The sequence below is a fragment of the Pseudomonas sp. P4_C8 genome, assembly GCF_056401975.1.
Genome location: NZ_JBFUIH010000050.1, coordinates 24048 through 36276, shown reverse-complemented (window position 1 = coordinate 36276; position 12229 = coordinate 24048). Strand labels below are relative to the sequence as shown.

At 58.7% G+C, this 12229-nt stretch carries 12 protein-coding genes and 1 pseudogene; 4 read left to right on the top strand and 9 right to left on the bottom strand.

Translation table 11 applies throughout. The annotated features are described in order from the left end of the window. Both AC1DWM_RS25135 and AC1DWM_RS25130 read right to left on the bottom strand, forming a co-directional pair. Window positions 1-1149: VCBS domain-containing protein (locus AC1DWM_RS25135; RefSeq protein WP_477796421.1), on the bottom strand; the 1149-nt coding region annotated here is incomplete at its 3' end. A gap of 208 nt (window positions 1150-1357) precedes the next feature. Beyond that, entirely contained in the window at window positions 1358-1645 is a 288-nt protein-coding gene (locus AC1DWM_RS25130) for a PilZ domain-containing protein (RefSeq protein WP_223521414.1), read from the bottom strand. Between the two features lie 202 nt (window positions 1646-1847). On the opposite strand from AC1DWM_RS25130, the gene AC1DWM_RS25125 reads away from it, so the two are divergent. The 4 genes from AC1DWM_RS25125 to AC1DWM_RS25110 all read left to right on the top strand — a co-directional run bounded on the left by AC1DWM_RS25125 (window position 1848) and on the right by AC1DWM_RS25110 (window position 5015). Beyond that, window positions 1848-2513, top strand: coding sequence for a LuxR C-terminal-related transcriptional regulator (locus tag AC1DWM_RS25125; RefSeq protein WP_223521412.1), 666 nt, complete (start codon window positions 1848-1850; stop codon window positions 2511-2513). A gap of 1001 nt (window positions 2514-3514) precedes the next feature. Beyond that, entirely contained in the window at window positions 3515-3793 is a 279-nt protein-coding gene (locus AC1DWM_RS25120) for a DUF2790 domain-containing protein (protein ID WP_223521410.1), read from the top strand. A 278-nt stretch (window positions 3794-4071) separates the two neighbouring features. Further along, complete coding sequence (locus tag AC1DWM_RS25115; protein WP_477796420.1) at window positions 4072-4725, top strand: hypothetical protein; 654 nt, start codon at window positions 4072-4074, stop codon at window positions 4723-4725. Window positions 4726-4808: 83 nt separating this feature from the next. Further along, window positions 4809-5015, top strand: a complete 207-nt coding sequence (locus AC1DWM_RS25110) for a co-regulatory protein PtrA N-terminal domain-containing protein (protein ID WP_223521405.1) — start codon at window positions 4809-4811, stop codon at window positions 5013-5015. Between the two features lie 808 nt (window positions 5016-5823). Here the strand turns inward: AC1DWM_RS25110 and AC1DWM_RS25105 are convergent. From AC1DWM_RS25105 to AC1DWM_RS25075, 7 genes and pseudogenes are all read right to left on the bottom strand, one after another. Next, entirely contained in the window at window positions 5824-6132 is a 309-nt protein-coding gene (locus AC1DWM_RS25105; protein WP_477796419.1) for a hypothetical protein, read from the bottom strand. A 308-nt stretch (window positions 6133-6440) separates the two neighbouring features. Next, window positions 6441-7190 carry a transporter gene (locus tag AC1DWM_RS25100; protein WP_223521402.1) on the bottom strand — a complete coding sequence of 250 codons (750 nt, stop codon included), beginning with the start codon at window positions 7188-7190 and terminating at the stop codon, window positions 6441-6443. A 102-nt stretch (window positions 7191-7292) separates the two neighbouring features. Next, window positions 7293-8936: a DUF5666 domain-containing protein gene (locus AC1DWM_RS25095; RefSeq protein WP_477796418.1), complete on the bottom strand. Its 1644-nt coding sequence runs from the start codon at window positions 8934-8936 to the stop codon at window positions 7293-7295. Then, on the bottom strand, window positions 8933-9775 hold the full coding sequence (locus tag AC1DWM_RS25090; protein ID WP_223521398.1) for a DUF6502 family protein: 843 nt from the start codon (window positions 9773-9775) through the stop codon (window positions 8933-8935). Before AC1DWM_RS25090 ends, AC1DWM_RS25095 begins: the two co-directional genes overlap by 4 nt. A gap of 133 nt (window positions 9776-9908) precedes the next feature. After that, a complete protein-coding gene (locus AC1DWM_RS25085) occupies window positions 9909-10403 on the bottom strand; it encodes a hypothetical protein (protein WP_477796417.1) in 495 nt (164 codons plus the stop codon). A 633-nt stretch (window positions 10404-11036) separates the two neighbouring features. Further along, the gene (locus tag AC1DWM_RS25080; RefSeq protein ID WP_477796423.1) at window positions 11037-11678 is read right to left on the bottom strand and encodes a hypothetical protein; all 642 of its coding nucleotides are present in this window, start codon (window positions 11676-11678) and stop codon (window positions 11037-11039) included. Between the two features lie 270 nt (window positions 11679-11948). Then, window positions 11949-12161, bottom strand: a pseudogene (locus AC1DWM_RS25075) (hypothetical protein); the annotation flags it as partial. Between the last annotated feature and the right edge of the window lie 68 nt (window positions 12162-12229).

Sequence of the window (12229 nt, the reverse complement as noted above, 5' to 3'; positions counted from 1 at the left end):
GCCGCTGGTCACCGTGGTGCCGTCTTCGGCCACCGCACCGCTTTCGAGTTCTGCCGCCGTCACCGTCGGCGCGTCATTGCTACCGGTAATGGTGATCGTCACGTCCTTGGTCACCGCCGCCCCGAAGTCGTCGGTCAGCGTCACCGTGAACACTTCGGTCTTGGTCTGGCCCTCGGCCAGGTACTGCGCCGCACCGTTGCTCAGCGTATAGGTCCAGCCCACGCTGCCCGCCGCGTCGCCCGTGCTCTCGTCGCTCACATTGGCCACCAGCGTACCCAGCGCACCGGACGGTGCGCTCACGCTGGCCACATGTGCGTCATCGACCAGGTCCACGTCGCCGAAGGCGAAGCTGCCGCTGGTCACCGTGGTGCCGTCTTCGGCCACCGCACCGCTTTCGACTTCTGCCGCCGTCACCGTCGGCGCGTCATTGGTGCCAGTGATGGTGATGGTCACATTCTGCGTAACCGACGAACCATGACCATCGCTGATGGTGACCACGTAAGTTTCGGTTACTGTCTGGCCCTGGGCCAGGTACTGCGCCGCCACATTGCTCAGGTTGTACGTCCATTGCACCGAACCGTTGGCCGCATTCGCTGCTTCGCTTACCGCCGAGAGCTCGAACGTACCAAGATGAGTAGCGTTGCCCCCCACCGGCGCGAACGTCGCCATGTGCGTGTCACTCAGGTCGACGTCTTTGAAGACAATCGTGCCACTGGCCGTCAGTGTGTCGGTTGCGCTCGCAGTGGTGTCGGCGTCTTCGGTCACCATGCCGGCCTGCTCGCCCATGCTAATCGTCACACCATCATTCACGCCCGAAAACTGCACTGTCGTGGTGGCCCAACTGAGCGTTCCGTTGCCGAGACGAATCGCATAGGTAAAGCTGTCCGTCAGGAGCTCGCCAGCAGCAAGCGCCTGGAGTTGTGTCTTGAATTCAGGGGAGAAAGTAGCGGCGTCGTAGCCGACCTTCCCGTCCGAGGTGATCCAGATCTTTGCACCATTCTTACTGGTGTCAGAACTCGCCGCCTCAGCCCTCGCCGTATCCTGGGTCAGGAGGTCGGCCGGAGCATAAGCCTTGGTGGCAGTAGAAGAACTTACCGCGTTGTCGAGTGACCAGAGTGACTTCGCGTTGCCGCCGAGGTCATTAGACATGACGTCCCAATACATGACCCCCAGCATATTTTCAGTGGTGCTAAAGACGTCATCCTTCGCCTGCGGCGTGTTGGAAAACGAGGTAACGGTTCCGCCGCTGGTAGTTGTGGTGCTAGCCATGTCTTTCTCCCAAGAATGTTACTCAGAGCAAAAAACCGCTGTGGCCGCCAACAGCCGCAAGCCGATTCCTCCTCACCCCACGAACAGCTCACTCAACCGGCACCAGCCGGCTGGCCAGCAGCTTCACGCCCACCCCGGCCCTGCCGCCCAGCGGCTCAATGCGCACGATTTGTCCTTGCGCCTTGAACTTCATGGGGCCGCCAGGAGTCTCGAGCTCGATCTCGAAGTCAATCAAGCTACCCACCTGCTGCTCGCTATCGGTTTCGAAATACAAACCGGAGGCGCTGATGTCACGGGTGACACCGTTGCCCCCGCCGATCAGTTGCAGCGACAGGGTGACTTGTTCACGGGGCTCAATTCGGTGTGCGTCTTTCATGACAGAAGTCTAAAAACGACCGCTGTTTTTTACATGAGTGCGCTATCCCTTTTTTCTAGGAGTCAATCACCCATGAAAACAGTGTTTTACGGGACAAATGTCATGGGAGGGGGGACTGATGCGCTATAGAAAAAAGCTAAGGACTGCAACGATTGCTATCATGATCAGCTAACACAACCCGCCTAAAGAGGCAGCGAGCCGCATGCCAATTCAAGTCCTGTTAGTAGCTCTACCGCTCGTGGCCTGGGGCCTTGAGCGTCTGGTGGAAAGCGCTCAACCAAGGTTGGCGCTGGCGGGCTCGGTGGCGTCGGTGGCGCAATACCTGCTTTCGCTGCACCAATACGCGCCGGATGTGGTGGTGCTGGACCTGGACAGCGAGGACTGTATCGAGTCGCTGGCCGACTTGCACAGCCAGACCAAAGCCAAGATTCTGGTCGTGACAGGGTCGAGCGACGTGGCGCTGCATGACAGTGCGGTGCTGGCGGGCGCACGTGGCGTAGTGGATAAGCGGGAGTCGGCATCCGCATCAACATTGCTCAAAGCCATAGAAAAAGTGCATGACGGCGAACTCTGGATTGACCGCAATGCGACCAGCCGAATCTTCCTTGAACTGGCGCGCAAGAAAGCCGAGCGCGATATAGACCCGGAGCAACAAAAAATCGCCAAGCTAACGCGCCGCGAGCACCAAACCATTGCATCACTGGCCAGTGCCCCCTCAGCCTCTGGCAAGTCGGTGGCCGAGAAGCTGCACATCAGCGAGCACACGCTGCGCAACCATTTAACATCGATCTACAGCAAGCTGGGCCTGACGAACCGCGTAGATCTGTACGCCTACGCACACAAGCATGGGCTTTTCGCAGGCGACTGAGGACTCCTCTGACAGCCTGGTGAACCAGAGAGGAATTCGTAGGCGTCCGATGAGCCTGTGCCCAATGAGAGCAGATAGAGTCTGCCGTCTGCTTGCCGCTGCTACTGAGCCGATCTTAAGCTTCCTGTGGAATCGCTATCCCCACACTCCGGGAAAATAATCCCCATATATGGGCTTTAATACCGCGCTATCTGCTTAGTGTTGCTGGCGAAATACCGCAAGCGGCACCTCCTCAAGCCCGTCGCTGGGCATATATGGATCACTTCGGCCAGAAATCAAAAAGCGTTCAACTCTTGGCATAGTGAATGCCGTGTTCTCATCCAGGGCTTTATTGGGTAGTTGAAGCTGCTACAACAAGATAAGCAGCACACCTAGGGGTACTCCCTATGCATGTAGCCGATGCAGTGTTTAAGCGCCTGCGCCGTAGAATGACTGACTCGATTGCCCCCACCAACCGACTCAATTTCCTGCGGTGGTTTTGCATCGTCAGTTTCCTTCTCATCAGCGTGATAGCTTTTGGGTTGGGCACTATGGCAACAAGATTTCTAGTCACCGAAAGTCTTGAGCGCGATTCACTGCCTATTCCGGCGGATCACTCCCGTGCGTAGCAAGCCGATAATCCAAACCTTGGTACTCATCCTCTTCATTTTTCCACGGGGGCAGTCTTGTCACTCTTCGATGTGTTCGGCTGATAACAGGGACCCGGAAAGGACGAAATCAGGCCTAAAGAAAAACAACCCAGCCAAATTGCAGCCACTTTTCACAGGCTGTTTTGGGTTGTCTCCAGTCCTTCGCGACAGGCAGAAAAAGGAGTTTCTCCAACAAATACGGGGTTTAAAGGACGAATGGTCGGGGGGCGTCAAGCGCGGGGAATTGCCGGGAGTTTACAGCCACTATCAGGCTTTTCAGGCAGGCACGTTCGTCGCGTTAAAGTGAACTTCAGTTACTCCATGTGTCACATTAGGTCCCCGTCAAGCGAACTTAAGTAGAGGTACAGCCTTATGAGCATGGCCACAATTGTCAGTGCCGTGATATCCAGTCTCGCACCCAGTGTCTTCGACCAGAACAATCTGCAAGAACCTGGCGCGCATGTCTCAGCCGTTGAATACCACTACGGAATGGACATCGATGTGAAACGAGTACTGCAGCGCACCGATACATCCGATAAGACCGGCGTGGTACCGGTGACCCTGGTCTACGAAGACAGCGAGGGTGAAGTTCACAAGATCCGTTTCCTCGAATGGGGTGGAAGCCCCGCCGACCCCACCAGCATTGCCTGATCGGCTCGCCGATAGAGTTCCGGGCCTCGCCTGCCCCCCTAGAAGTGGAAGTTAAACCTCATATGCACAAAGTGCGGATGATGTTTTTTGTTACCTGAAAATGGACATGAACGAATGATTAAAAGTTCATTCGCGAAAATCGCTATTGTCCTGGCAGCGTAATGCCGCAAGACTAATTAATAGTAATTGCTGGATCTTAACTGCAATCAGGAACGGCAAACTCCAATTATGCCGTGCCGAGAGCCAAGTTGATCCACCATTATAACCAAGAGGTAACCATGGAACTTAGTATGTTTTCTTCGTCCACCGTGGAATATTTGCGTTTGGGCGTTGTATATTTTCATCTTATCGCCTGCTGTGTGGCAATCGGGCTGGTTTTGACCAGTGACATTGCAATGATCAAGCAACTCCTGAAGGGAGGTGCGTCAAGTCACCACGATGACGCGCACATGGAAAGCCTTCAAAAAACCGTATCGCTTGCACTTGTAGCGCTTTGGATTACGGGCATTGGTATCGTCGGGATCGATTATGCCGGCAAGGGGATGGAGTATTTCCTCAATCCAAAACTACAAGCCAAAATTGGCATAGTTGTGCTRTTGACCTTTAACGGCTTCCTGTTGCATAGCGCTGTAATGCCCGCTCTGAAAAAAGCCGGTTCGTTACTGAAACTCTCCTTCAGCCTGCGCATGCTGGCGCTGTTCTCGGGGGCGTTCTCTGGCGTGTCGTGGTTCTATGCCGCCATGCTGGGTGTKGGTCGTCCGCTGGCCTGGAAGTACTCGCTGGTGGAGTTGCTGGCAGCCTATCCGGTTCTCATCGTCGGYGGWTTCGGGATGATGGTACTGCTCACTGCCTGGGCAAAAAACAGAGACACCGAAGCGCGCATGGAACAAGGCACCTGGAAAGCAGGAAACGCCGCCCTGGCTGGATGGTGAAGCCAGGTTGAACAAGGAAGTTCGGCTTTAGCCAATAAATTCCGCTGTTAGCAGTTCAAAAAGTTTTACTTGAGGATACCCAAATGAAATCCATGAAAGCTCTCTTCGTAATCGCCGCTCTGACCGCTTCTTCTCTGGCGATGGCCACAGGTGGTGGTGACAAGACGTTCAATCGTATGGAGGCGGCCCGGAAAGTCTCGATGGAAGCCTACCAGGTTGCACAGAAACAGAAGGCTGAAGCCGCTGTAGCTCAAAGCAAAGCCAAGGCGACCGATCACGCCAGCAGCTAATCTGTGTAGCGCGCCCCCAGGCTGACCGAAATGCGTGGTCTCAAGCCTCAAATGCAGCACCCAAGGTGCTGCTAGCGCCGGTGTAACCGAGATCCCACTTACACAAAATCCAGTGTGTTGAATCCACAGTCGTAAGCAGCCTTTCGCGAAGGGCTGCTTTGGGTTTTCTGTCCTTCGCGACAGGCTGAAATCGGCCGATTCTGTTGAAAACAGTCGGTCCTTCCAAGCTACTCGCGTACTGACTGCTGAAAACGCTTTTTTTGCGCGCAGCTACACGAAATCTGAGCCCGGAATCCTCTACTAAAAGTAAAGATTTCAATCTCAAGCGCGTACTTTTCTGCCGTGGAAACCTTCGCCGACTTTTTCAACAGAATCGACCAAAAGCGGTCGGTGGACAGCTGAGTCCAACTTCCTGCCCCTGCGCCACAAAAACGGGAGGGCTCCGGGTTTTGTGAACGACTGGGATTGTATTGCTTACCCGTCCAGCTCCGTCCCCACTGCCGCCATCCTCGTCAGTGTTTCGGACCGTGCGACAGATTTCGAAAAGAAGTCGCAAACCCCGCGACGCTTCAGGGCTTGCGACTCTTTGCCGATACGTCCCTTAAGCTTGCGGGACGTTTTCTGCTGTTATGCCTGCCGTGTTCATGGCGGAACTTGCAGGCCTAGTTCTGCACCTCAGCCACGTCCCTGTCCGGGGCGTCTGGGGCGTCCGCCATAGCCCCTCTGGCTGCGCGCGCATCAGCTTTGGCAGCGTCTCTAGTCGCATCTGCGGCAGCCCGCGCAGCATCTCTGGTTGCATCTGCGCCCGCTACACCTGCGGCTTTTGCAGCATCCCTGGCTGCATCCGCATCAGCTCGGGCCGCATCTCTAGCTGCATCTGCAGCAGCTTTGGCATTATCTCGGGCTGCATCTGCATCGTTTCTGGCAGCGTCCCTGGCTGCATCTGCGGCATCGTCAGCGTCGTTGTCATGCGCATTGCCTGGGCCTCTGTTCCCGGCAATACCGCCATGGTCAGCGCCGCCGCGTCCCGGGCCTCCATGACCGTCACCGTCATGACCAGCAGCATGACCGCCACCGCCTCCGCCACCGTGACCACCACTGCCACTGCCACTGCCATAGTGTTGTCAGCCCGAGTGTCAACGACCAAATATCAGGACTAAGGCACGCGCTGAGCAAAAACATCAACCTAACCCATTGGAGAATCGCCCCTCACCCGATCGGCCGGTTTATCGAGACGACTTTTTTCAATGGAATAGACCAGGAGCTGACATTCGGATTTACCCAGGTAACCAGGGGCGAATCAAAGAGCCTGTCAGACGCTGGCTGGCCTGGCAGGTTTTTCGAAGCGCACCGCGCGGACCCGGCTTGGGTCGAGTCGGTGAAACGCATCAATGTTGGAAATAACCTGACAGGCAACGGGGGGTATCAGAAAGCGTGGCTGAGCAACAATCCAGCCTCGCCATCCGGGCTGGCGTCGGAAAACCCCTTGACGGCATACAACTGAAACTTCCAGTTCTGATTGAGCTTGTGCGTGAGGAAGAGGGTGAGTTCCTTGATCTGGTCGCCCGTGGAAACGATCTTCTGCCGCCAGTCGTAGGACGCGCCCGCCGTGGTGCGCGCGAACACGGGTATGGCGAAGCCCAGGCCGGCGAATATCGGATTGTCGAAGTCGGAGTCCGACGGGTCGCCGTACTTTTTCCAGCCCAAGGTAGCAAACCCGGTCACAGGGCCGAAGGCTTTAGCGACATCGACCTGGGCGGAATAGTCGGTTTTGCCGGTGCCCAGGCACTTGTCTTCGTCGGCTGTGGGCAACTTGACCTTGCCGATCAGGTCCACGAACAGCCCGCCGACGCTGCCGTCAAGCGCGGCATAGTCGGCACCAGCGACAGTGTCGCCCAAACCACTTTCCACTTTGCCGCAGCCGCCGGGCAACGGCTCGCCGTCAGGGCCGACCGCCGGATTGGTGATGCGCAGCCAGGGCACAGTGAGCTTGTAGGTCATGGGACCGGTTTCGTATTTGCCCACCAGCGGGACGTACCAGGTTTCGGAATTAGTACCGGTGCCATAGTCGCCCCGAGAGTAGTCGGTTCCTATCGAGGTCGTGAAGGTATCGGCCAAGGCTGGCAAGGCCAGGTTGGCAAGCAAACCGACGAGCAGGGTGCGCTTGGGGCCCATGTTCACCTCGTGTGTTCCGTCATCGAAGTTCACACGCATGCTTTGTTGCGTGATTTACCCAGCCTAGTTACTTATGACGATAGTGCATCATGACTGCACTGTTTAACCCGACCTGCCAGAGTGATCGACTTTTTCAACCTGCTCGACCTTCTCGCCCCTCTCGACCTTTTCAACTTTCTCTACCTTCTCGACTTTTTCTACCTTCTCGACTTTTTCTACTTTCTCGACTTTTTCTACTTTCTCGACTTTTTCTGGCCGTTCAACTTTCTCGACTTTCTCCGGACGTCCGACCTTTTCGACTTTCTCTATTGTTTCCATTTTCTCGACTTTGTCGGGTTGCTCGACCTTCTCGATACGCTCTGACTTGCCGGACCTGTCCACGCTTTCTTGCTGGTCGCCACCGCCATGACTGTCATTGCCCCCGTGGCGAGTATCGTCGATGACACTGCCTTCGCTCTCGGAGCGGCCGCTCCTGTCACTGCCCGTGTTCCCCGAGCTGCCGGAGTTGCCGGAGTTGCCGGAGCTGTTGGAGCTGTTGGAGCTGTTGGAGCTGTTGGAGCCGCTCGAGTTGCTCGAGCCACTTGAGTCGTCCGTGTTTTGCTCGCTGGTTCGGAGTCGTCCGTGCTGATTGCTGGCTGGCGAATCGGAGCGCTCGCGGGGCAATTCGATACGCGTTGCCTTCACGTCCCGCGCGCCGGTGAACACGCCGTTGACCCGCACGCGTCGATCCAGCGCCAGCTCCGAAGGCTGCACACCGACAAACACGGTGTCGCGCGCCAGCGTCACATTAAAGCCACCGACCACCAAATGGCGGTCCTGCCGGCCCTGTACCAGGCCCTCGATCACCGCATTGTGTGCCCGGCCAATGAAGGGCAGGCTCGGGTCGGGGCGGCTTTGGGTCACGTCCAGCTCGCGGCCGGACCACTGGCCGCGCACCAGCATTTCCTGCGCCGGGCCTGGGTGATTGCTGAGTTTGAGCCCCTGGAGATAGCCGCTGCGATCCACCGAGCCGATGGCACTGGCCTCCTTGAGGCCGGGCGCCCGGTCGATGCGGCTGGCCACCACTTCGCCACGAGCATCGCGCAGCCCGCTGACCCGTACCGGATCACCCGGGCGCAGACCGGCAGCGACTTGAGCACCGCTGGCCAGGCGTACCGTTTGCCCCATGACACGCATGGGCATGGAGTCTCTAGGCAGGGCTGTCAATGGGCCTTCGTAGACGTGCAGGATAGAAATGCGCCCGGCCTCCAGACCTCGCTTGGAATTGAACGCTTCCACGGCAACCACTTGGCCTACCGCCAGCTGGGTGCTGGTAGTGGCAATGCCGTTCTCGCTGACCGGAACGTTGTTGCTGAAGTGCACTTCCAGGCCATTGACGCAGATCGACGCGAACCCGGTGATGGTGCCGACAATGCCGGTGCCACCGATCCCTCCGTTATCGTTGCTGATACCAGTGCCACCCACACCGCCTGCAACGGCACCGGTGCCGCCAATGCCGCCAGGGTGCTTTTTCAGCGGTGCGCCAGTACCACCGATCCCGCCGTTGTCGGTACTGATGCCGGTACCCCCCATGCCGCCAGGCGCCGCGCCTGTGCCGCCGGTGCCCCCCGGAGCCTGGATGAGGGGCACTTCGATTGTGCCCGCGTCATTCTGGCTGACACAGGCTGGGGCGGCTTGCAACACAATCGGAAGCCCGAGGCCCAGAGCGAGGGCGATTGCACGAATCAGGCGCAAATTGACGGTCATGGCTTAGAGGCCGTTGGTGAATCGGGATCGGAAGCTTCAGTGTAGAAGTACAAGCCGACCGTGATGCGCTGGCGCGGTTCAAGGCTGGGCAAATCCCGGAATTCCAGCTCGGCGGCGAGTCGGTTGAAGCTCAACAGGGCTTGCATCCCCTCGCTGGCAACGGCCTCGCGCAACGCCTCGACGCTCATCGGGGCCAATGCGTCATAGTGGACGCTTCGTTCAAAAAAGGCCGGACCTTCGCTGCTCAGATTGTGTACCGCAGCGCAGGCATGATCGTGCAGGTTATGCCCCAGGTAAGCCGTTTTCTCATCGAAGCCCTTTTGCGGCACGAAGGCCTGGGCTTCGAGATGCACGCGCTCTTGTTCGTCAAGACGGACGACGCCCAGGCGCAGCCACTCGTCCAACACCACCCGCGCCCTGATATCCGTGCTGACCTTCGCCACCAAGGCGTCAAAGGAGCATTCGCCGCCGACACTGGCCAATCGAGGCAGTGGCAGTGGCTGGCCGGCGTCGTTGCAAAAGGGCGCGTTGGCCCAGGCGTTGACCAGTTGCGCACCGAAGGTGATGTTTTCCGGAAGCGTGGATGAGGCGGATTCGCTGGTGTTGCGCAAGCGCCGTACATCCTTGCGGTGCACACCGGTGAGCAGGCTGATGCGACTGTCGGTCGGTACCTTGTCGCCCAGCCGGAACTCACGGTCCGCCACATCGACGAAAACCTCCTTGAGCAGGTCGGCGAACACTAGGTAAGTGACGCCTTTGCGCAGCATCAGGCGTACCAGCGGCCGCATGACATGCCGCAAGGCTTTGAGGAGCGAGGTGGGCAGCGTGGACGATTGCATTCAGCGGATTCCTGGATAGATAACCCTCAGTATAGCCGCGCGGGAAATAATCCCATGAGCGCACGCACGTATTTTTTTGCCGCACCTCATGCAAAACCGGTCCCCCGGGTTTTGCATGAGGCCACAAAACGCTTCAGATCCGGCTGTTGTCGTCGCCGGTTTCGCCGCCAACATGGTTGCCATTGTCGTCACCAGGCTCACCGCCAACGTGGACGCCATGATCGTCACCGGCCTCACCACCGACGTGGACGCCATGATCGTCACCGGCCTCGCCGCCGACGTGGACGCCGTGGTCGTCACCCGCTTCTGCATGGGTACCACCGCGACCGGAGTTCGAGCTTCCAGAACTGGCATGGCCTGAATTCCCATTCCCATGGTCGCTGCCGCTGTGACCACTGTTGCCACCGTGCCCACTGTTGCCACCGTGCCCACTGTTGCCGCCATTGCCACCGCCGTTTCCGCCGCCACCGTTGCCACCACCACCACCACCACCACCACCACCACCGTCCTTGGCATAGGCGCTCGAGTCATGGGAAATGGAATCTGGTATCAAAACACTGGAAGCCGAGAGGACGCCACCAATTGCCAGCGCCAGTAAACCTCTCTTGAAAAGCAGGTAAGTGTTCATCGTGCATTCTCCTGGTGATTTACCGCGAGCAGTGCCAACGCAATCAGGTTGCAATTCGGGAGCAGCTTGGGAGCGACCCCTTGGCCTAACGGTTTCTTCTGAATTGTTGGCGTGGGAAATTTTCCCACTCGATGTAAGTTAGACCTTTCTGGCTTCGGGTCAATCCGCGCAGGAGAAAGCCGACCGGCGGTTGGGGACACGGATGGAAATGGGGGTTGTCCATGCGGAGTGACATGGGCTGTGTTTTTGGCGCGTTTCAAGGCACCCCTTCAATAACAGTTGCTCGATTTAAACCACCTGAGCGGTCAGCCCGGTTTTTTGCCCGAGACTCACGGCAATCCCGCACCCATCGCCCAGAGCAGAACATCCGTCCAACTTCCCGACCCTGCACCATTAAAACGGGAGGGATCCGGGTTTTGTGAACGACAGGATGATTGCTCACCTGTCCAGTTCCGTCGCCTTCCCCGCTGCCGCCATCTTCGTCGGCGTTCCGGATCGCGCGACACGATGTCGAAAAAAAGTCGCAAACCCCGCGACGTTTCAGGGTTTGCGACTCAATGCCGATACGTCCCTCAAGCTCCCGGGACGTTTTCTACGGGTATGCCTGCCGTGCTCATTGCGCAACGCGCAGGCCTAGTTCTGTACCTCAACCGCGTCGATATCCGGGGCGTCCGGAGCGTCCGCCACATCCTCTCTGGCTGCCTGCGCCGCATCTTCGGCAGCCTCTCTGGCTGCCTCTCTGGCTGCCTCTCTGGCTGCCTCTCTGGCTGCTTCGGCAGCCTCTCTGGCTGCCTGTGCCTCAGCTTTGGCAGCCTCTCTGGCCGGCTGCGCCTTAGCTTTGGCGGCGTTCCTGTCCGCATCTGCGGCAGCCCGGGCAGCGTCTCTGGCTGCGTCGGCGTCTGCCTTGGCGGCGTCCCTGGCTGCATCTGCAGCGGCCCGGGCAGCGTCTCTGGCTGCATCTGCATCTGCGTCCGCTACGCCAGCCGCTCTTGCAGCGTTCCGGGCTGCATCCGCCTCAGCTCTGGCGGCATCCCGGGCTGCATTTGCAGCAGCTTTGGCAGCATCCCGAGCTGCATCCGCATCAGCTTTGGCAGCATTCCGGGCTGCATCCGCGTCGTTTCTGACTGCGCCCCTGGCGTCTTCTGCGGCCTCCCTCGCAGCGTCCCCGGCGTCTTCTGCGGCCTCCCTGGCTGCATCTACGGCATCGTTATCATTGTCATTGTCTTTCGCGTTGTCGTTGTCACGCGCATTACCCGGGCCTCTGTTCCCGGCCATACCACCATGGTCAGCGTCGCCGCGCCCCGGACCTCCATGACCGTCAGCGCCATGGCCAGCAGCACCATGACCGCCACCATCTCCATGACCGCCACCATCTCCATGCTCGCCGCCACCGTGACCGCCTCCGCCGTCACCACCGTGGCCACCGCCTCCGGAGCCACCGCTGCCGCCACCGTTACCACCACCGCCTCCACCGTGGCCGCCTCCACTGCCGCCACCGTTACCACCACCACCTCCGCCGTTACCTCCGCCACCTCCGCCGTTGCCGCCGTGGCCGCCTCCGCCGTCACCACCGTGACCACCGCCTCCGGAGCCACCGCCACCGCCACCGCCGCCATGACCACCACCGCCTCCGCCGCTACCGCCGCCATCTTTGGCATACACGCTGGAGAAACTACCGATGTAATCGGGCACCAGGACAGTCGATGCCGACAGGACTCCGCCAATTGCCAGAGCCAACAAACATTTCTTGAGCAGCATGATCCACCTCCGCTTGGAGCTGCGTCGTCATCTCCGTATCGAACGCAAAGTCCAGTGAGTTCCCAGCC